The sequence below is a fragment of the Rickettsia asembonensis genome, from assembly GCF_000828125.2.
Taxonomy (GTDB): Bacteria; Pseudomonadota; Alphaproteobacteria; order Rickettsiales; family Rickettsiaceae; genus Rickettsia; species Rickettsia asembonensis.
This window is the reverse complement of sequence record NZ_JWSW01000015.1, coordinates 1-20,781: the sequence shown is the minus strand read 5'-3', so window position 1 is coordinate 20,781 and position 20,781 is coordinate 1. Positions and strand designations below refer to the sequence as shown.

Sequence of the window (20,781 nt, the reverse complement as noted above, 5' to 3'; positions counted from 1 at the left end):
AATTATAAAATAATCTACATAACAAAAAAGCTAGAAATATTTATATTTCTAGCTTTAATTTAGTATTCAAAGTTGTTTGAGATTTTAATCTTCGTACATTTTCTTACGAGCAAATTTTCTTATTCTTCTCGCTGATTCTTGCTCTTTACGAACTCGCTTCGCTGAAGGTGGTTCATAATAACGCTGCTCTTTCATCTTACGAAAATAAAGCTCTCTTTGTAACTTCTTTTTGAAGTTCTTAAGCGTATTATCACAATTGCCGGCGTGAACATTTACTAGTATCACTAAAATTACTCTCCTTAAAAGATATTATAGGGTTAGACAACAACTTATATTATCTATATAATTAAGTCATATGTCAAGGTTAAAAATTATGAGCATTCTCGAAGAACACCATATCAAAAAAATAAGCTTTGTGCAATCTTTATTAGAATTATTACCGTTTAATGAATGGAATAATAAGCTACTTGAAGAGGCAGAAGGAAAATGCAGCTTTGCCAAAGGCTATAGTTTAATAATTTTTCCGGAAGGTTTATCTGAAATAGTAGAATTCTTTGAAAGCTACTTAGATAATATTCTACTAGAAAGCTTAAGTAAAATAGAAGAGCCGGTAAAAATAAGAGAAAAAATATCTTTAGCAGTCAAGGTTAGAATCAAATCGGTACCCCCTATTATTCATAGTAAGAATGCCGCTTATTTTGCGTTAAACCCAATGCAAGGAACTGAAGTTGCATTCCGTAGTTGTGATGCTATTTGGCGTTATACCGGCGATAAATCTCTTGATTTTAACTATTATACTAAAAGAGGTTTATTGCTATCGGTTTATGTCTCCTCTATTCTTTTTTATATTCAAGACGAATCGGAGAATTATATTGAAACCGATAAATTTATTGAGACTTCCGTAGAAAATATAGTAAAAACTTTCTCGCAGATAAAAAAACTACTCGACCCTTCAAATATACCCATAGTTAGAATGTTTACGTAGGTATATATTTAATGGGGCAAAATATATTTTTGTGTAATATTAATTATTTGGTAGGTTTAAAATAAACCCATGATTAATAATTGACACTATATGTATATTATAATATTCTATTTTAGAATTTATTAAGTGATATAATTATGAAAGCTTTACATAGTAGCATTGATAAAAACGGTAGATTATTAATTCCTCATCAAATTAGAAACGCTATGAAACTTAAAGCAGGCGGTTCTTTCATTATAAATAAAGTTAATAATGAACTACATTTAGTAAACTCTTCATAAGGCTGTAAAGGAAGCTTAAGCATTGTTTAAACAACATGGTTCTAAATCAGAATCATTTGTTGATGAATTTTTAAAGCAGAAATATCAAGAAGCAAATAAAGAAAATTCTAAGTTTTAATTTGTGGTCCAATAATGTCTTCTCATAATGATAAATCTGTGATTCTAGATAGCTCTTCCTTGATAGCTTTACTTGCTGAAGAAAAAGGACAGGAAAAAATTATAGAAGTACTACCTTACGCTGTAATGAGTACTATAAATATTGCAGAAGTAGTAAAATTCTTGATAGATCGAAAAGGTTTAACAAGAGAGCAAATACATAAGCTAATACAAAATCTCATTCCAACAATTTTACCTTTTGATGAGGAGCAGGCTTTTTTAAGCGGAGAGCTAATAACCAAAACTAAACAACTAGGATTATCACTTGGTGATAGAGCTTGTCTTGCTCTTGCACTATCAAAACATTATCCAGTATATACAGCATATAAAGCGTGGGCTAGCTTACAATTAAGTTGCAATATTTTTTTGATTCGCTAATTTTATTTTTATAGAGCTTAAATTCTTCATTTAAAAAACTCTTCTGATTCTTTTGCTGATAACCACGGTGATTGTTGTTTAATATTTGCCGCTGCTTTCCCCTAATAATTATCTTTAAGATTTTCTATCCAAGCTTTATCTCTTATTTCTTCAAAAGAAAACTCATTATTTCTCTTATATTTTGAAAATATTCCTCCTACATCCAGAATATGATATAACACAGTTTTGGCATTAGAAGGTTTCTTGGTTTTCATTTGTCCCTTAAAAATTAAATAGTTTAGTACAAATTATGTATTTATCTATTTGTCATTATCTATTATTATAAACCAAACTATTATAATAATTTCTAAAATAATGACAAATACTAAATATTATCCTGAAGTTAGTTCAAATGCTGATTTTGCGGCTATAGAGCAAGAAATACTAAAATTTTGGCAAGACAATAATATATTCCAAAAATCTATTGATGATAGAAATGGAGAATCGGAATTTATTTTTTATGACGGACCACCTTTTGCCAACGGTTTGCCGCATTACGGTCACTTGCTTACCGGTTTTATTAAAGACGTATATGCTAGATACCAAACGGTTAAAGGCAAAAAAGTTGAGCGTCGCTTTGGCTGGGACTGTCACGGTCTTCCTGCTGAAATGCAATCAGAGAAAGAGCTTGGTATTTCAGGGCGTCTTGCAATAACTAATTTCGGTATAGAGAAGTTTAATGCACATTGCAGAGCTTCGGTAATGAAATATGCGAGCGACTGGGAAGAATACGTAACTCGTCAAGCAAGATGGGTAGATTTTAAAAATTCTTATAAAACGATGGATAAGAATTTTATGGAATCCGTACTTTGGGCATTTAAGGAGTTACATAATAAGGGGTTATTGTATGAATCTATGCGGGTAATGCCTTATTCTTGGACATGCGAAACACCGCTTTCTAATTTTGAAACAAGACTTGATAATTCTTATCGTGAGCGAGCAGATAAAGCTGTAACGGTGAGTTTTGTACTATGTCATCCCATGAACAAAAGCACGTTCGGTGTCATACCGTGGCTTGACCACGGTATCCAGAAAACAATTAAAAAAGGCTGGATCCCACTACAAGCTCGCGGGACGACAGTAGGCGGGGATGACATAGAGTACAGAATCCTTGCTTGGACGACAACGCCTTGGACATTACCGTCAAATTTAGCTTTAGCAGTCGGTAGTGATATAGATTATGCATTAGTCCCTAAAGAAAATGTTTGTTATATTATAGCCGCTTCTTCCGTCCCTAAATATGCTAAAGAATTAGGGCTTAGCGGTGAAGAAAATTTTGAGATAATTAAAGGCTCAGAGCTTCAAGGACTCCGCTATAAGCCTTTATTCGACTATTTCAAGAATCATCCAAACAGCTTTAAGATATTTGCAGGCGATTTCGTGGTTGAGGGTGACGGTACAGGGGTCGTACATATGGCTCCCGGCTTCGGTGAAGATGACCAAATACTTTGCGAATCAAAAGGAATCTCACTTGTTTGCCCTGTTGATAATAGCGGTAAATTCACTAAAGAAATTCCTGACTTAGAGGGTTTGCAAGTATTTGATGCAAACGACAAAATAATTATCAAACTGAAAGAACAAGGAAACTGGCTTAAAACCGAGCAGTATATTCATAATTATCCTCATTGCTGGCGAACAGATACGCCTCTTATATATAAGGCCGTTCCATCGTGGTATGTAAAGGTAACGCAGTTTAAAGATAGAATGGTAGAGCTTAATCAGCAAATAAATTGGATTCCACATCATGTTAAAGATAATTTATTCGGTAAGTGGCTTGAAAATGCCCGTGATTGGTCAATAAGCCGTAATAGATTTTGGGGAACGCCGCTGCCTGTATGGAAATCAGACGATCCAAAATATCCACGTATAGATGTTTACGGTTCTATAGAAGAGCTTGAAAAAGATTTTGGTGTTAAAGTTACTGATTTACATCGTCCGTTTATCGATGAACTGACAAGACCAAACCCCAACGATCCAACCGGTAAATCAACAATGCGTAGAATCGAAGACGTGTTTGATTGCTGGTTTGAAAGCGGTTCAATGCCATACGGGCAAGCCCACTACCCTTTTGAAAATAAAAAATGGTTTGAGGATCATTTTCCGGCTGATTTTATAGTTGAGTATTCAGCTCAAACACGTGGTTGGTTTTATACTTTAATGGTGCTATCTACCGCTTTATTTGATCGTCCGCCGTTTTTAAATTGTATATGCCACGGCGTGATTTTAGACGCTGCCGGTCAAAAGCTCTCAAAGCGTCTTAATAACTACGCTGATCCACTGGAATTATTTGATAAATACGGCTCTGACGCATTAAGAGTTACGATGCTATCTTCAAACGTTGTTAAAGGTCAGGAGTTGTTAATCGATAAAGACGGTAAGATGGTGTTTGATACGCTTCGTCTATTTATCAAGCCTATATGGAATGCTTACCATTTCTTTACGATGTATGCTAATGCCGATTCGCTTAAAGGTGAGCTTAATTTTAGCTCTAAAAACGTACTTGATATTTATATATTATCTAAGCTTAAAATAGCCGTACAAAAAATTGAAGAGAGTTTAGATAATTTCGATACGCAAACGGCTTATCATGCAGTTTCAGAATTTTTTGAAGTGTTAAATAACTGGTATATAAGACGAAGCCGAGCTAGATTTTGGAAAAGCGAAAAAGATGAAGATAAGCAAAATGCTTATAATACTCTGTATTCATGTTTAGAGACCATAGCTATTGCGATGTCAGCATTAGTGCCTATGATTTCGGAGGCGATATATAAGGGACTAATGGACAGAAATGTCATCCCGCGACTTGATCGCGGGATCTCAGGAGATAAGCCTGTGGCACAGGATCCCGTGGAGGGGCTACGGGATGACACCCCATCAGTGCCTTGCAATGACGGTTCTATTTCCGTCCACCTATGCGACTACCCTGACCTCTCAAGCTTTGAGGTAAATCATGAGCTAGTTGCAACTATGGATAGCGTGCTTGATATTTGTAGTAATAGCCTGTTTATTAGAAGTACTGAAAATATACGAGTAAGACAACCGCTTGCAACTATAACTATCATTAGTAAACATAATGATAAACTAAAAAGCTTTGAAGATTTAATAAAAGACGAAATTAATGTCAAATCAGTAATTTATCGTGATGATTTAGAGAATTACGCAAGCAAAAAACTATCGATTAATTTCCCAATGCTCGGTAAACGTCTTACCACTAAAATGAAAGAGATAATAGCCGCCTCCAAAAAAGGTGAGTGGGAAGCTATCGCAGGCGGTTTAACTATATGCGGTGAAACCTTAAATAATGAAGAATATAAGCTAATTTTAGAGCCATATTCACATATAAAAGGAGCAGCAAGTTTTGAGAATAATAGTAACTTGTTAATACTTGATTTAGAGCTAACTCCTGAATTAATAGAAGAAGGATACGCAAGAGACATTGTACGCTTTATCCAGCAAGCTCGTAAAGATGCCAATTTCTCTATAACCGACAGGATTTTAATTGAGATAATAAGCGAGTTTGATTTATCTAAGATAATTGATAATTATGGAGACTTTATTAAAGAACAAACTTTAGGCGAGTTTTCTAAAAATTTCACGTCTGATTATGTAAGTAAAGTAGAATTAGAGAACCATCAAATACAACTTAAAGTTAAGAAATCGTAAATTATTTTACTATCAATTAAGATATTGATAATTTACTTAGATTAATCTATAGTACGTACGCTATAAATTAATCTAGGTAAATTATGCATAAAAGCCTCTCTTATAAAGCTCTAAGAGATTATTTTAAAACTGAAAAACAAATTTTAAAAGAAAAGACTAAAGAAGAAATCAAACAACTTATAACAAATAAGGAAATTAATGAAATTGATCCTGTACATGGAACAGCATTAAATAGAGCAGTTAAAATAAAAGATAACAAAATAATATTCAAGTTATTAGATGAAAAGGCTGATACAATAAAACCTCTTCTTTTTTTAATTGACAATAACAAAGATATAAAAGAAATCAAGCAATTTGTATATACTTTTGATTCAGAATCACTTCTATGTTTTTCTATTAAAAATTTAATAAAAACACATAGAAGCATACAAGATATTAAGCAGTTAATAGATTCATCCCCTTCCAAAACAATTATAGATTTTACAGTTCTCCAAACAGTAAAAAATCAAAAAAGCTTAGAAGATATTAGAGAATTAATAGGTTCATCTAAAGTTTCTCCTGACGGTCTTTATGAAGTGGTTCGTCTAGGTCGTTTAGATTTAATCAAATATTTTATTGAAGGAAAAGGGTTTGATATTAATACTAAAATTGATCATGCTGCACACGGAGGTGCTATATTAAGTATCGCTACTATGGAGGAGCATATTAATATAATAGATTACCTATTAATAAGCAAGGCTATGGCATCTCAAGGCGTTATATCCGCAATAACAAAAAGGAATGTCACAATTTTAGAAAAGTTGTTTGACCATGGTGCAGAAGCTAGCGGTGTTTATTCAGAAGATCCTGTTGCTTTAGTAGTATGCGCTGCGATCGAATCCTATGAACCAAATTATAATCCCTTACCTAAAGAAGAATAAGTTCTACTTAAGTATGTAGAAATGCTTAAATGTTTATTAGAGCATGGCGGTAATCCTGATGCTGTAATTTTAGAAAGAAGTAGCGTAGTTCTTGTAGCGTTAAATGCACTTATAGATAAGCCGAAAAATCCTATATATAAAGATGTTTGCAAATTATTAATTAAACACAAAGCTGATATTTCGATGTTTAAGCATAGTCTTGTTAAGCATCAGAAATATATAACAATTATAGAGATGTTAAAAGCAGAAATAACACAAGAAGAGATAATAGACCTCTTTCATAACCTACCTTATCAAGAGGTTTTTGAAGAAAACACGGAAGCACTTGCCACTGCAGCGCACATATTACCTTTAGAAGGAGGTTATGTTTCTGATGCTAATACTGAAACTAAAACAGGTTCTAGATTAGTAGAAATTGCTAAATCACAATTCTTTTCACTTAATGAAATTAAAGCACTTGGTGAAGACACACCTAATTTGGACGGTGATACATAAAGAGCTATTTGATGCTAAGTTTAATAGTTAGTTTAATGTTATTCCTGCAATAAGATTGCTTTGTTGCATGACTCTTATATCATTCCCGCATAGGCATTGTTGCGTGGACCGGTATGCTCTTTATGTCATTCCCGCGAAAGTGGGAATCCAGAAAAAAAGTATAAATACAGAAAATTTTTGAAATTAAGATTTTTTAGCCTGGATCCCCGCTTTCGCGGGAATGACATCGAGGTCTTCTCAAAAACTGCCCAGTACTATAGGCTTGACCACGGGATGACAGAGGTGAAATTGATCCACGCGGGCAAATGCCCACTCGCAATAGCGATAGCAGAATATATCAAGCAAATTCTAATAATATCTGTCCTCTTACAACATTATCCTTTTCATTAACAAAAATTTTAGCTATTTTCCCGTCTCTTTCGGCAAGAATCAGGTTTTCCATTTTCATAGCAGTTAAAATCATAATTTCTTGTCCTGCCGTCACTTCCTGCCCTTCTTTCACCTTTATCGCAGCAATCTGACCGCTTAGAGGAGCTTGTAGTTCGGAGCTTTCTTCTACCACTACTTTTGAGACCATTAACGCTTCAAGTTCTGATATACGAGGAGAGCGTACAAAGGCTTTTACGCTAATACCGGCATGCGATAATAAATAACCGGTTCTGATATTCTCAATTTTCACATTTGTCTTTTTACCGTTAATTATAGCAGTAAAAAGCTCGTTACCTAAATTCCAGTTACTACGAATATATATTCTATCGCTTTCGTGACGTATATTATAGCCGTTTTCAACAGGTGTAATTAATACAGGGAATAATTTATCATCGATAGTTACCACCCATCTTGTACCTATTTTGTTAGCCTGATTGTTAATATTGCCGGAAATTAAAGAAGCACGTCTTTGCTCTGATATATAAATAAAAATAGCCGTTGCTAAAAATACGGTAGTTACTTCTGAAGTTAGACTAGCTCCAGAAAAACCGTCAGGATATTCTTCTTGAATAAAGGCAGTAGAAATATCGCCGCTAACAAAGCGGGGATGTAGCATTACAGCTTCTAAGAAACTGATATTATGAGCAATACCGTTAATTATATAAGAACTCAAAGCAGAACGCATTACCTCAATCGCCTGCTCTCTTGTTTCACCGTAAGTACATAATTTTGCAATCATCGAATCATAAAACATACTTACTTCACCGCCAAGCCCAATTCCTGTATCTATACGGATATTAGGACTCTTTGCAGGCTCGGAATAAGCTATAATTCTACCGCTAGAAGGTAAGAAACCTCGGCTTGGGTTTTCGGCACAAATTCGTGATTCAAATGCCCAACCTTTTAATTTTATGTCATCTTGCATAAATGATAATTTCTCGCCAGCTGCGATTTTTATCATCTCTTCAACGATATCTATACCGGTAATTAGCTCAGTAACGGGATGCTCGACTTGCAACCTTGTATTCATTTCTAAAAAATAGAAATTTTTATCGTTGTCTACTATGAACTCAACAGTACCAGCCGAATAATATCCAACTTTTTCAGATAAAGATATTACCTGCCGATACATTTCTTGCCTTATATCTTCAGTAATAAAAGAACTTGGTGCTTCTTCGATTACTTTTTGATGGTGACGCTGTATTGAACATTCACGCTCTCCGAGACATACACTATTGCCGTATTGATCGGCAATTAGCTGAATTTCGATATGACGGGGAGTTTGAATTAACTTCTCAATAAACAATCTATCGTCACTAAAACTATTGGCTGCTTCAAGCTTTGCCGACTCAAAAGCATTTGCCATTTCAGCGGGATTATTCACCACTCTCATACCACGCCCACCGCCACCGGCAGCCGCTTTTACTATTACCGGAAAACCAATCTCTTTAGCAATATCCACCGCTTGCTTAACATCGTTTATAGTTCCCATATAACCCGGAACGGTGCTAACTCCGGCTTCTATCGCTATCTTCTTTGCTTCAATTTTATCGCCCATTTTTTTAATAGTTCCGGCACTCGGTCCTATTAAAACAACGCCTTCTCTTTTTAGGATATTAGCAAAATTTGGATTTTCCGATAAAAAACCGTAACCTGGATGTACTGCACTTGCTCCACTTTCACGAATCGCTGAAATAATATTTTTAATAGATAAATAACTTTCCGTTGCAGGGGAATCACCTATATAATAAGCCTCATCTGCATGCTGTACATACATTGAGTTTGTATCTGCTTCAGAATATACTGCAACCGACTTTATTCCCATCTTTTTTAAGGTACGTATTATCCTAACGGCGATCTCGCTACGATTAGCAATTAAAATTTTATCAAATAATGGTTTATTCATAGTTTTTTGTTATAATTTTAGTTTTTGTCATTGCGAGGAAATTAGGAGGTAATTGACGAAGCAATCTCAGGACTTTGGCACGAAATTACCACATCGCTTCGCTCCTCGCAAGGTCTTGTTGCGTGGACCAATTTCACCTCTGTCATCCCGTGGCTTGACCACGGGATCCAGTTAAAAATACTAAAATTATTAGTATTTTTTATTGTTTTTATGGATCCCGTGGTCAAGCCACGGGATGACAGAGTGGATTTTACCGGTCTACGCAACAATGCCTCCTCGCAATGACGATTTATCCACACAGGAATAACAATTACAACGGCAAATTATCATGCTTCTTCCAAGGTAATTCTATTTTTTTAGTATGCAGGAAATTTAATGCCTTACATATTCGCCATCTAGTATTTTGCGGTCTTATAATATCATCCAAATATCCCCTAGATGCCGCAACAAAAGGCGAAGTTACTACTTTTCTATATTCATCGATTTTTTGTTTTTTAGCTTCATGGTCTTTACATTCTTCCTTAAATATTATCTCGGCTGCTCCCTCTGCACCCATAACAGCGATTTCCGAATTAAACCAAGCATAGTTTATATCGCCTCTAAGATGCTTGGAGTTCATCACTATATAAGCACCTCCATAAGCCTTACGGGTAATTACGGTAATCTTCGGCACTGTAGCTTCCGCATACGCGTATAACAGCTTAGCCCCGTGTTTAATAATACCGTCATGCTCTTGGGATGTACCAGGCAGAAATCCAGGTACATCAACAAGGCTTACTATAGGAATATTAAAAGCATCACAAAATCTAATAAATCTTGCTGCTTTTCTTGAGGCGTTTATATCTAAACATCCTGCTAAATGCAAAGGCTGATTAGCCACAAATCCTACTGGATAACCTTCCATATAGCCAAAGCCGATAATGATATTCTTCGCAAAATCAGGTTGTAGTTCAAAAAATTCTCCCTCATCAACGATACGCTCAACAAGCTCTTTCATATCATAAGGCTTATTAGGAGTGTTAGGTATTAACGTGCTAAGAGACATATCGACTCTATCGGCAGGGTCAATAGTCGAACGAACAGGAAGAGGACTACGATTGGATGACGGAAGGAAATTAAAGAACTTACGAATTTCGAGCAATGCTTCTATATCATTATTGAATGCAAGATCGGCAACACCGCTTTTAGTGGTATGCATTCTAGCACCGCCGAGCTTTTCTTGGCTTACTTCTTCACCCGTAACGGTTTTTACTACATCGGGACCGGTTACGAACATATAAGAACTATTCTTAACCATGAATATAAAATCGGTTAAGGCAGGAGAATATACCGCACCACCGGCACAAGGTCCCATAATTAAGGTAATTTGAGGGATAACACCAGACGCTAAAACATTACGCTGAAATAATTCACCGTATCCGGCAAGAGCATCAACCCCTTCTTGAATTCTTGCCCCCCCTGAGTCGTTAATACCGATTACAGGAGCACCGGTTGCTATAGCTTGATCGATAATATCGCAGATTTTCTTAGCATGATATTCACCGAGTGAGCCACCAAGTACAGTAAAATCTTGGCTATAAATAAATACCAACCTACCGTTTATCGTACCGTGTCCCGTTACAACACCGTCACCTAAAAACTTTTTATCCTGCATCCCAAAATTATTGCATCTATGGGATACAAACATACCTGTTTCGGTAAAGCTATTCGGATCTAATAATACTTCTATGCGTTCTCGTGCAGTTAACTTACCTTTTTGATGTTGTGCGTTGATCCTAGCTTCACCGCCCCCTTGCCTTGCAATATTTTTTCTCTCATCCAGTAACTCAGGAGAGATTATATTACTTTGATTCATAGATTATTTATAGTTTTATTTCCAAAATATCCATAATATAATATAATAATGCTAATGTGAAAAGATAATTATTTATGTCATCTACCGAAGATACCAAAGAAGCATCGAAAAAAGCCAAACCGACAGCTAAATTTAATAACTTATCAACTGCTTTAAAAAAGAATTTACAAAGAAGAAAGAAAGTACAAAAAGAAAAGAATAATAAAGAAAAATATTGATACTAGGTCCTTATATCTATAAAGAGCGATAGAATAGAAAATAATTTTTAGGAGAATAAATATGAGTTTACATGAAGTAATAATTAAAATTAGTAAAATTTTTTCTCTTTTTATTCCTAAACAGGATATAGAGGAATCTAATAATAATATTCCTGCTAATAGAGAAGCAATGCACGATTATTATGAAGATTTAAATAATCCTCATTAAAAAGTATTTATCTATATGCAATTTGACATATTAATATAAATTGCTAATATTTGGGGAGTTTAGATTTTGTTGCATGGATTGATTTTTTCGTCATTGCAAGGAGACGTTGTTGCGTGGACCGGTAAAACCTACGTCACCCCGTGGTCAAGCCGGGCTTGTTGCATGGCTCTTATGTCATTCCTAGCTAAAAGCAGGAATCCAGAAAAAAAGGTATAAATACAACAAATTTTTGAAATTAAAAGCTTGATTTATCTCGCTTTATGCTGGATTCCCGCTTTTAGCTAGGAATGACATCGAGCAGATTTCTTGAGCCATGCAACAACGCCGGTCAAGCCACGGGATGACAGAGGTGAAATTGATCCACGCGGGCAATGCCTTGCAAGGAGGGACATAGTCCCGACGTGGCAATCTTGTCAAATATCCTGAGATTGCTTTGTCAAAATTTTCAATTTTTCCTCGCAATGACGATTTGAATCCAACAAAATCGGTATTTAAAATATTTTACATCATGGACACAAACAAATTATATCTTTTCAAAGATAAACGATTTTTACCAAATTTTATAGTACAGTTATGTGGTTGTCTTAATGATAATATATTAAAAAATGCTCTAGTAATCCTTGTAACTTACAACATTACTGGTTCTTTAAGTAAATATAATAATCTACTCGTTTTAATTGCTAATGCTACTTTTGTACTACCTTTCATAATATTCGCAAGCATAGCAGGACAAATTGCCGACAAATACGAACGTGCAAGCCTTATTAAGATTATTAAGATTTGTGAAATCGGTATAATTGCCTTTGCAATTTATGGATTTCATCATAATAATCTGCTAATTCTGTTCTGTTCTATTTGCTTAATGGGTATACACTCTACTTTTTTCGGTCCAATAAAATATAGCGTATTACCTGATCACCTAACTAAAGACGAACTACTTGGAGCTAACGGCTTTGTTGAAGCCGGAACTTTTATCGGTATTTTTATCGGTACTATAATCGGCAGCTATTATACAATCAGCAATAATTTTATAATTTATTCCTTAATTACCATCGCCTTTCTCGGCTTCATTACAAGCCTTTTCTCTCCAAAATCTAAAAATGCAAATCGTGATATTAAAATAAATTTTAATATTATAGATGAAAGCATAAATATGATTAAATATGCCAAAGCAAAAAAACAGATATATTTAGCTATACTTGGTATTTCATGGTTTTGGTTTATCGGAGCTGCTATAATTTCACAAATACCTTTACTTGCTAAGATAACTTTTAAAGCCGATGAGAATGTTGCTAACTTATTTTTAGCGGTTTTCTCGCTTGGTGTTGGGGTCGGTTCGTTTTTATGTAGCAAAATATTTGAAGATGAGATTACCGTAAAATATCTATTTATTTCAGCCCTGGGCATTAGTATTTTCGGTATTGATTTATTCTTCGCAAGTAGAATTAGCTCAGTTAACTATGAACCTACTCAGCTAAAAAGTATTTTGGTATTTTTATCAAAAAGACATAATTGGCGAATAGTTATAGATTTATTTTTCTTAGCAGCAATAGGCGGTTTATATATCGTTCCCCTTTTTGCTATATTACAGCATTATGCAAATCCTGCTCATCGTAGCCGAATTATTGCCGTTAATAATCTCATTAATTCTATTTTTATGGTGGGATCAACAATTATTTTATCTTTATTATTTTACCTAAATTTCACTATACCCTGGATTATATTATTTATTAGCCTAGCTAATATAATCGTTACTATATATATTTACCGTTTAATACCTGAAGTTAAAATTATTCCGTTTAAGCTATTGCGAAGAATATTCCAAATCTGTTTTGATCTTATGTATAAGGTTGAAGTTAAAGGATTTGAAAATTTTCAAAAAGCAGGTAAAAAAGTAGTAGTTGTCGCTAATCATATTTCATATCTCGATCCGCCGCTAATTGCTACTTACTTACGAGAAGAAATGACTTTTGCAATTAGTCCTGATATACAAAAAATATGGTGGATTAAACCGTTTTTACGTATGGCAAGAACTTTGCCGGTTGATCCAAGTAACCCAATGGCAATAAAGACTTTAGTAAAAGAAGTACAAAAAGATCAGAAAGTAGCAATTTTCCCTGAAGGTAGAATAAGCGTTACCGGCTCTTTAATGAAAATATATGAAGGACCGGGAATGATTGCCGATAAAGCCGGTGCTACCGTTTTACCGGTTAGAATAGACGGTACTCAATTTACTCATTTATCAAAATTAAAAAACATATTAAAAAGAAAAATATTTCCTAAAATTACTATAACCGTTTTACCGCCGGTAAAATTCGCTAATATGAATGCTGCAAATAATCAAGAACGACGCAGTTATATATCTAGGACTCTTTATGATATCATGGCTGACATGATGTTTGAGAGTTCAGACTATAAAAATACTTTATTCTCATCTCTTATAGAAGCTGCTAAAATTCATGGATTTAAGAAAAAAATAGTTGATGATTTTAAAAATAATGCGATTACTTATCGAGATTTAATATTAAAATCTTTTATCCTAGGTGATTTAATTAAAAAGAATAATATCTTTGGCAGAAATTTAGGCTTAATGTTGCCTAATACCACGAATACGTTAATTACTTTTTACGCCATGCAATCTAGCGGTTATGTTCCTGCTATAATTAACTGGAGCAGCGACATAAGTACTATTATTAACTCCTGTAAACTTGCACAAATTAAAGTAGTTTACACTTCAAAACAATTTATCGAGAAAGCAAATTTACATGAATTAATAACTAACTTATTAGATTTCGGTATTAAAATAATATATTTAGAAGATTTTAAAAATCAGATTGGTACAGCTCTAAAACTAAAAGCAAAAATAGGAAGTTATTTTGCCCAAACTTATTATAATTATTTTTGTCGTAATCGTGATGACGAAAAACCGGCAGTGATAATTTTTACTTCAGGCACTGAAGGAGAACCTAAAGCCGTATTACTATCTCACAGAAATTTACAAACTAATAGATATCAAATAACTGCTAAAGTACCTTTTAGTCCTGAAGATATAGTATTTAACTCATTACCTTTATTTCATTGCTTTGGTCTTGGTGGTGCAATTATTACAACTTTAAACGGTATTAAGCTGTTTCTATATCCTTCTCCACTAAATTATCGCAGCATTCCTGAAGTTATATACGATATCGGAGCAACTATATTAATTTCTACCGATACTTTTTTAAACGGTTATGCTAATTACGCTCACCCATATGATTTTTACTCATTACGCTATATATTTGCCGGTAGCGAGAAATTAAAAGAATCTACAAGACAATTCTGGCTTAATAAGTATGGCATACGTATTTTTGAAGGATATGGGATTACAGAAGCCTCACCTATTATAGCTTGCAATACCCCTATACATAATAAAGCAGGCACAGTAGGAAGATTATTACCGAAAATTGATTATAAGCTTGAGAAAGTAGAGGGAATAAATGAAGGGGGACGTTTATTCATTAGGGGTCCTAACATCATGCTTGGTTACTTAGACTTAGAAAGCAACCATACTTATAAAGAATGGTATGACACCGGCGATATAGTCAAAATAGATTCTGAAGGATATATAACAATTTTAGGACGTTTAAAACGCTTTGCTAAAATAGCGGGGAAAATGATATCTCTTACAAAAATTGAAGAACTTGCAAGCGAAATTGCTCCTGATTCCTTGCACGCTGCTATTTCCATCGCCGATAAAACACACGGAGAAAAAATTATTTTACTTACTACCGGTTCCGATATAAATAGAGAAAATTTTGCAGATACTGTATCTAAAGCTCAAATTTCTCTACTACATTTACCGAAAGTAATTATTACCGATTCAGAAATACCTCTGCTTGCAAACGGTAAGATAGACTATCTTGCGATTATGAAGAATGTGGATAAGTACGTATAATGAATTTTAACAAAAGGAAAATATATGTCAGTAACTGAAAGAACTTTTGTAGTAACTCGAGAATATTTAATAAGTTTATTACGAGCTTGGCAGCAAGATAAAATAACCACAGCAGAATTTTATGAAACTATAGAAATAATTTTTGGCGGTTATACAAAATTACTAGATTAGGAAAATGAAGAAGAGGATTCTATAACACGCGACGTTATAGCAAATCTTGAAATGCTAGATTTAGATTTTATAATACAAGAAGATATTGAGCCTATTATTGAACTTCTAAATACTCCTATAGGAAAATTTGAAGAGGGTATGAAAAAATGGGAACAGTATAAACCTAAGACAAGCATTGAAGAACGCATAAAAAAATTTAACGGACAATATCCTTACATACAAGTAAAATAATGTTATTATCATAGCACTATTGGGTAGTTTTTAAAAGACCTAGATTTATTCCCGCCTATGCGGGAAGGCATTGTTGCGTGGACCAAAAAATCCGTTCGGTGTCATCCCGTGGCTTGACCACGGGGTCCATAAAAACAATAAAAAATACTAATAATTTTAGTATTTTTAACTGGATACCGTGGTCAAGCCACGGGATGACAGAGATAAAACTGATCCATGCAACAACGCCAGAGGGGTCACGGGATAACATTTATTTTTTCTTTTGACTGTTAATAGCAGCATTCAACGCTAATTTAAACCACTTGCCTAATAACTCTTGATCCTCCATAATTTCAGATAACACCTTCCAATATGATAAAGTTACAAGTTTACCTTTACTTTGATATACAAATGGCTCAGAACCGAAAGATTGAAAATATTCATAAGTACTTAGGTCTGACTTAAAATATAATTCATTGCTCTTAATAATTCCTATCATAACACCATCCTTATATATACCATATCCACCAAACATTGCACGAACGGCTACTGAACTATACGGTTCTAACAATTCTTTGACATATTCAGTAAATTCATTTTTATTCATAATAATCGCTTCAAATACAGTAGCCAATAAATAAACGTACCTAATATAATAAACAATGGAGTTAAAGGTAAGTCAAAATAGAAAGAACTAAGTGCAGCACAAAAATTAATAAATAAAGAGATAAGAATTGATATTATAATCATCTGAGAGGGGGTATATGCTATAAACCGTGCGATCATAGCAGGAATAAGTAAAACAGCGGTTATCATCAATGCTCCAACAATCTTTATAGCAGAAAATACTGATAATGAGAGAAGAAGTAAAAATATTAGCTCAATAATATTAACCTTTAAGCCTTTTATGACTGCAATATCTCTATTGATGATTATAAGAAGAATTTGATTATAAAAATATACTATAAAGCTTATAATAGTTATTAGCACTACCCCCAGTATAATCAAATCATTAAAAGACACGGATAAAATATCCCCAAACAACAAATTCACTATATTATTCTGCAAAGAAGTAAAATAATTAATAACCAAAGCAACAGCTAACATAAAGCTAGAAATCAAATTAATAACTGCATTTTTTTCAGAATTATTTTTAAAAATAAACACAAAAAATGAAAAAAGAATCGCAACTATTATCCCTGAATATATTAATGGGAAATGTGCTATAATACTTATGCTGGCCGCTAAAAAACTACTATGAGCAAGCCCGTCACCAAAATAAATATATCTCTTCCATAGGGCAATGCAGCCAAGGGGAGCAAATATGCAGCTAATTAAAATTAAGGCTAGTATTATTAAAGTCATCTGAGTATATTATATATGTTTGTTGTATAGCCTCTTGTCATCCCGTGGTCAAGCCTGTATTGTTGTATAGCTCGTTTATGTCATCCCCGCGTAGGCGGGAATCCAGTAAAACATATAAAAAACAAGTTTTTTATATGTTTATTTTATCAAATATGTAACTTCTATATCAATATTGAAGTTATTTTTCTGGATCCCCGCTTTCGCGGGGATGACATCGAATGGGTTTTCGAGTCGTGCAACAACACCGGTCAAGCCACGGGATGAAATTGGAAAGAATCATAGACTATGTCTTCAATCGATAAAAAAGAATTAGAAAAATTTGAGAAAATTTCTCATAATTGGTGGAATAAGGACGGAGAGTTCAGTATCTTACACCGAATAAACCCTATTCGCCTTGAATATATAATAGAGAAAATAACCTCGCATTACAACGATATTTCTAAATTAGAAATATTAGATGTTGGTTGCGGCGGAGGATTAATTGCAACACCTCTAGCGGCTCAAGATTTTAATGTTACAGCCATTGACGCTCTGCAAAGTAATATTGAAACGGCAACTGCTTATGCTAAGGAAAACGGCGTAAAAATAAATTATTTACAATCTACTATAGAAGAATTACAGAGTGACAAGCTATATGATGCGGTAATTTGTCTTGAGGTTATTGAGCATGTAGAAAACGTGCAGCAATTTATACTAAATTTGGTCAAGCATATTAAGCCAAACGGTATGGCAATAATTTCTACGATTAACCGTACTAAAAAAGCTTATGTACTTGGAATAATAGTTGCTGAATATGTTTTAGGTTGGGTACCTAAAAACACTCATGATTATAGCAAATTCCTAAAACCGTCGGAAATTTATGAAATGCTTACGGATACCGACATTGAAATTAAAGAGCTGAAAGGCTTGGTATATGATCCTGCTAAAAATGAATGGAAATTAAGCGATGATATAGACGTGAATTATTTTATGTGTTTGGGGAGAAAGAGTATATGTCATCCTGCGACTTGATCACGGAATCCAGTTAAAAATACTAATATTATTAGTATTTTTAGTTGTTTTTTGGATACCGTGGTCAAGCCACGGTATGACACAGTTCTTAGTATATATTTTAAAAAAGATAATATGACTAACGTAATTACTAGATTTGCTCCGTCACCGACGGGGTTTTTACATATAGGTTCAGCAAGAACTGCCCTTTTTAACTATCTGTTTGCAAGGCATCATAACGGTAAATTCTTGCTTCGCATTGAAGACACTGATAAAGAAAGGTCAACTAAAGAAGCGGTAGAAGCCATATTCTCAGGTCTAAAATGGCTAGGGCTTGATTGGGACGGTCAAGTTATATTTCAGTCTAAACGTAATGATCTTTACAAAGAGGCGGCACTAAGATTACTGCAAGAAGGTAAAGCATATTATTGTTTTACTAGCCAAGAAGAAATAGAAAGACAGCGACAAAAAGCTTTAGAAAATAAACAACATTTTATTTTTAATAGCGAATGGCATGATAAAGATTCGTCCACCTACCCTACCGATATTAAACCGGTAATACGCCTAAAAGTACCTCGTGAAGGTAGTATAACCATTCATGACACTTTACAAGGCGAGGTAGTAATTGAAAACTCTCATATCGATGATATGGTATTATTGCGTAGTGACGGCACTGCTACTTACATGCTAGCCGTTGTAGTAGACGATCATGATATGGGTATAACTCATATTATTAGAGGTGACGATCATTTAACCAATGCAGCAAGGCAAATCGCTATTTATCATGCTTTTGACTATGAAGTACCGAGCATGACTCATATACCGTTAATTCATGGAGCAGACGGAGCAAAATTATCCAAAAGGCATGGAGCTTTAGGTGTTGAAGCTTATAAGGATATGGGATATTTACCGGAAAGTTTATGTAATTATTTATTGCGTCTTGGATGGAGTCACGGTGATGATGAAATTATCTCACCGGCTCAGGCTATAGAATGGTTTAATCTTGATTCACTCGGTAAATCACCTTCTAAGCTTGATTTTGCTAAGATGAATAGCCTTAATGCCCATTACTTAAGAATGCTTGACAATGATAGCTTAACTTCAAAGACTGTAGAGATATTGAAACAAAATTATAAGATTAGTGAGAAAGAGGTAAGTTATATAAAACAAGCAATGCCGAGCTTGTTAGTTAGAAGCGAAACATTACTTGAACTAGCACGGCTTGCTCAAATTTATCTAGTAGATTCGCCTATCATCTACAACCAAGATGCAAAAGAAATAATAGAAAATTGTGATACAGATTTAATCAAACAAGTTATAGAAGGCTTAAGCGAACTTGAGCAGTTTAATAAGGAATCCGTGCAGGATAAATTTAAAGAAATAGCAACTCATAATGGCTTAAAGCTAAATGACATTATGAAACCCGTAAGAGCTTTAATAACAGGTATGACGGCTTCGCCTAGCGTATTTGAAATTACAGAAATTTTAGGAAAAGAAAATATTTTAAAAAGGTTAAAAACTATATGAGAGAATATATAAAGAAAATTGCTTTTGTTTTTAGCGGGTTATTTATAATAACCAGCACTTTTGTTTTGTATAGCATAGAAAACGTCAACGCATCAACAGCACCCAAAAAGTACGGAGCTTGGACCTTAAATTGTACTCTTAATAATGAGAAAAAACAACTTTGCTTCTTATCACAACAAATTAATAATCTAGAGAAAGATAAAGAAAAAGAAATATTAGCCATTTATCACATAGGTTATTTCGATGGGGAGCAAGAAGAACAGGAATTAAAGATAATAGAAATAGTCCCATCAAATGTTCAAATTCCGGCAGGTACAGTTATTAATAGCGGTGACAAACGAATATCAGCCGGAAAATACGTAAATTGTACGGTAAACGGCTGTCAGGCTTTAGCTATTATTACAAAAGACGATCTAGACGCGATTTTATCTAATGATAATTATTTAGAACTAATTACCGCAGACAGCAAACAAGCTAAAATTTCCTTTATAAAAGACGGTCTAAAGGAAGGTCTAAAAGCTTTGAGTAGATAATAACGGAATTTAAGCATTGTTGTGTGGACAGTTTTTCGTCGTCATTGCGAGCAGGCATTGTCTGCATTGATACCCAGGTCGTCATTGCGAGGAGCCATAGGCGACGCGGCAATCTAGAAAAAGTAATAAAAATTCTGTAAATCAGAATTTTTAACTGGATTGCTTCGTCAATTACTTACGTAATTTCCTCGCAATGACGACTTAGGTATCCATGCAAACAATGCCATGAGCCGCTTAAAGCTCATGACAATTTGCTAATAAGTTACTTTAAACCTAATTAATTGCATTAACAATGACCACCATGATCTCCCTGTCCTTCACCGCCTAAACTTGCTTCATATTCAAGAACCCATGATTGATGAAATGCCATGCCGGTATCAGCTACTATCTATCTTTCTAAAAGAACATGGAATCCTGCTTCCATTTCCGGAAGAATTATTGAATGATCTGTAGAAGCAGGTAATGGATGACTTCAAAATGGTTTTGCTTGGCTTATATTTTGATAAAGGGAGTGTTGA

23 protein-coding genes and 3 pseudogenes are annotated in these 20,781 nt (G+C 34.2%); 17 read left to right on the top strand and 9 right to left on the bottom strand.

Going from position 1 to position 20,781, the window contains the following annotated elements:
* Positions 1-84: 84 nt before the first annotated feature.
* The gene (gene rpsU, locus SB78_RS02855; RefSeq protein WP_041078498.1) at positions 85-285 is read right to left on the bottom strand and encodes a 30S ribosomal protein S21; all 201 of its coding nucleotides are present in this window, start codon (positions 283-285) and stop codon (positions 85-87) included.
* A gap of 88 nt (positions 286-373) precedes the next feature.
* On the opposite strand from rpsU, the gene SB78_RS02850 reads away from it, so the two are divergent.
* The 4 genes and pseudogenes from SB78_RS02850 (at position 374) to SB78_RS02845 (ending at position 1,800) form a co-directional block, all read left to right on the top strand.
* Positions 374-985: a COQ9 family protein gene (locus SB78_RS02850; RefSeq protein WP_041078496.1), complete on the top strand. Its 612-nt coding sequence runs from the start codon at positions 374-376 to the stop codon at positions 983-985.
* 137 nt (positions 986-1,122) lie between these two features.
* Positions 1,123-1,203 (top strand): annotated as a pseudogene (locus SB78_RS11710) (hypothetical protein); the annotation flags it as partial.
* Positions 1,192-1,384: pseudogene (locus tag SB78_RS11705) on the top strand (hypothetical protein). The pseudogenes SB78_RS11710 and SB78_RS11705, both read left to right, overlap by 12 nt.
* Before the next feature lie 14 nt (positions 1,385-1,398).
* A complete protein-coding gene (locus SB78_RS02845; protein WP_041078494.1) occupies positions 1,399-1,800 on the top strand; it encodes a type II toxin-antitoxin system VapC family toxin in 402 nt (133 codons plus the stop codon).
* A gap of 101 nt (positions 1,801-1,901) precedes the next feature.
* Here the strand turns inward: SB78_RS02845 and SB78_RS09650 are convergent, their stop codons facing one another.
* The gene (locus SB78_RS09650) at positions 1,902-2,054 is read right to left on the bottom strand and encodes a hypothetical protein (protein WP_158510093.1); all 153 of its coding nucleotides are present in this window, start codon (positions 2,052-2,054) and stop codon (positions 1,902-1,904) included.
* 100 nt (positions 2,055-2,154) lie between these two features.
* Between SB78_RS09650 and ileS the strand changes: the two genes are divergently transcribed.
* The 3 genes from ileS to SB78_RS02830 all read left to right on the top strand — a co-directional run bounded on the left by ileS (position 2,155) and on the right by SB78_RS02830 (position 6,917).
* Positions 2,155-5,502: an isoleucine--tRNA ligase gene (ileS, locus tag SB78_RS02840; protein WP_041078492.1), complete on the top strand. Its 3,348-nt coding sequence runs from the start codon at positions 2,155-2,157 to the stop codon at positions 5,500-5,502.
* Between the two features lie 83 nt (positions 5,503-5,585).
* A complete protein-coding gene (locus SB78_RS02835; protein WP_052458469.1) occupies positions 5,586-6,422 on the top strand; it encodes a hypothetical protein in 837 nt (278 codons plus the stop codon).
* A 21-nt stretch (positions 6,423-6,443) separates the two neighbouring features.
* Positions 6,444-6,917, top strand: a complete 474-nt coding sequence (locus SB78_RS02830) for a hypothetical protein (RefSeq protein ID WP_052458468.1) — start codon at positions 6,444-6,446, stop codon at positions 6,915-6,917.
* Positions 6,918-7,254: 337 nt separating this feature from the next.
* Here the strand turns inward: SB78_RS02830 and SB78_RS02825 are convergent, their stop codons facing one another.
* From SB78_RS02825 to SB78_RS02820, 3 genes are read right to left on the bottom strand one after another with little or no spacing between them, the layout of a single operon-like run.
* Positions 7,255-9,252, bottom strand: coding sequence for an acetyl-CoA carboxylase biotin carboxylase subunit (locus SB78_RS02825; RefSeq protein ID WP_041078490.1), 1,998 nt, complete (start codon positions 9,250-9,252; stop codon positions 7,255-7,257).
* A gap of 41 nt (positions 9,253-9,293) precedes the next feature.
* Positions 9,294-9,518, bottom strand: coding sequence for a hypothetical protein (locus SB78_RS10695; protein WP_241773685.1), 225 nt, complete (start codon positions 9,516-9,518; stop codon positions 9,294-9,296).
* Positions 9,519-9,562: 44 nt separating this feature from the next.
* Positions 9,563-11,107, bottom strand: a complete 1,545-nt coding sequence (locus SB78_RS02820; RefSeq protein WP_041078488.1) for an acyl-CoA carboxylase subunit beta — start codon at positions 11,105-11,107, stop codon at positions 9,563-9,565.
* Positions 11,108-11,181: 74 nt separating this feature from the next.
* Between SB78_RS02820 and SB78_RS10030 the strand changes: the two genes are divergently transcribed.
* The 3 genes from SB78_RS10030 (at position 11,182) to SB78_RS09645 (ending at position 11,749) form a co-directional block, all read left to right on the top strand.
* On the top strand, positions 11,182-11,325 hold the full coding sequence (locus tag SB78_RS10030; protein WP_187145856.1) for a hypothetical protein: 144 nt from the start codon (positions 11,182-11,184) through the stop codon (positions 11,323-11,325).
* A gap of 61 nt (positions 11,326-11,386) precedes the next feature.
* A complete protein-coding gene (locus SB78_RS10025; RefSeq protein WP_199402718.1) occupies positions 11,387-11,533 on the top strand; it encodes a hypothetical protein in 147 nt (48 codons plus the stop codon).
* Positions 11,534-11,602: 69 nt separating this feature from the next.
* Positions 11,603-11,749 carry a hypothetical protein gene (locus SB78_RS09645; RefSeq protein ID WP_158510092.1) on the top strand — a complete coding sequence of 49 codons (147 nt, stop codon included), beginning with the start codon at positions 11,603-11,605 and terminating at the stop codon, positions 11,747-11,749.
* Between the two features lie 42 nt (positions 11,750-11,791).
* Here the strand turns inward: SB78_RS09645 and SB78_RS09640 are convergent, their stop codons facing one another.
* Complete coding sequence (locus SB78_RS09640; RefSeq protein ID WP_158510091.1) at positions 11,792-11,995, bottom strand: hypothetical protein; 204 nt, start codon at positions 11,993-11,995, stop codon at positions 11,792-11,794.
* 46 nt (positions 11,996-12,041) lie between these two features.
* On the opposite strand from SB78_RS09640, the gene SB78_RS02815 reads away from it, so the two are divergent.
* The 4 genes and pseudogenes from SB78_RS02815 to SB78_RS11930 all read left to right on the top strand — a co-directional run.
* Positions 12,042-15,467, top strand: coding sequence for an acyl-[ACP]--phospholipid O-acyltransferase (locus SB78_RS02815; RefSeq protein WP_041078486.1), 3,426 nt, complete (start codon positions 12,042-12,044; stop codon positions 15,465-15,467).
* 24 nt (positions 15,468-15,491) lie between these two features.
* Complete coding sequence (locus SB78_RS09635; RefSeq protein WP_158510090.1) at positions 15,492-15,638, top strand: hypothetical protein; 147 nt, start codon at positions 15,492-15,494, stop codon at positions 15,636-15,638.
* Positions 15,639-15,689: 51 nt separating this feature from the next.
* Positions 15,690-15,869: a hypothetical protein gene (locus SB78_RS02810; RefSeq protein ID WP_041078484.1), complete on the top strand. Its 180-nt coding sequence runs from the start codon at positions 15,690-15,692 to the stop codon at positions 15,867-15,869.
* Between the two features lie 64 nt (positions 15,870-15,933).
* Positions 15,934-16,099, top strand: a pseudogene (locus SB78_RS11930) (tRNA lysidine(34) synthetase TilS); the annotation flags it as partial.
* A gap of 20 nt (positions 16,100-16,119) precedes the next feature.
* On the opposite strand, the gene SB78_RS02805 reads toward SB78_RS11930, so the two are convergent.
* Both SB78_RS02805 and SB78_RS02800 read right to left on the bottom strand, forming a co-directional pair.
* Complete coding sequence (locus tag SB78_RS02805) at positions 16,120-16,455, bottom strand: TfoX/Sxy family protein (protein WP_041078482.1); 336 nt, start codon at positions 16,453-16,455, stop codon at positions 16,120-16,122.
* The gene (locus SB78_RS02800; protein WP_041078480.1) at positions 16,452-17,213 is read right to left on the bottom strand and encodes a metal ABC transporter permease; all 762 of its coding nucleotides are present in this window, start codon (positions 17,211-17,213) and stop codon (positions 16,452-16,454) included. The genes SB78_RS02805 and SB78_RS02800 overlap by 4 nt, the downstream gene beginning before the upstream one ends.
* A gap of 285 nt (positions 17,214-17,498) precedes the next feature.
* On the opposite strand from SB78_RS02800, the gene ubiG reads away from it, so the two are divergent.
* On the top strand, positions 17,499-18,224 hold the full coding sequence (gene ubiG, locus SB78_RS02795; protein ID WP_041078478.1) for a bifunctional 2-polyprenyl-6-hydroxyphenol methylase/3-demethylubiquinol 3-O-methyltransferase UbiG: 726 nt from the start codon (positions 17,499-17,501) through the stop codon (positions 18,222-18,224).
* Here the strand turns inward: ubiG and SB78_RS10020 are convergent.
* Entirely contained in the window at positions 18,209-18,307 is a 99-nt protein-coding gene (locus SB78_RS10020) for a palindromic element RPE4 domain-containing protein (RefSeq protein WP_199402722.1), read from the bottom strand. The genes ubiG and SB78_RS10020 overlap by 16 nt on opposite strands.
* A 31-nt stretch (positions 18,308-18,338) precedes the next feature.
* Between SB78_RS10020 and gltX the strand changes: the two genes are divergently transcribed.
* Entirely contained in the window at positions 18,339-19,730 is a 1,392-nt protein-coding gene (gltX, locus tag SB78_RS02790) for a glutamate--tRNA ligase (RefSeq protein ID WP_041078476.1), read from the top strand.
* The gene (locus SB78_RS02785) at positions 19,727-20,263 is read left to right on the top strand and encodes an invasion associated locus B family protein (protein ID WP_041078474.1); all 537 of its coding nucleotides are present in this window, start codon (positions 19,727-19,729) and stop codon (positions 20,261-20,263) included. The genes gltX and SB78_RS02785 overlap by 4 nt, the downstream gene beginning before the upstream one ends.
* Positions 20,264-20,781 lie beyond the last annotated feature (518 nt).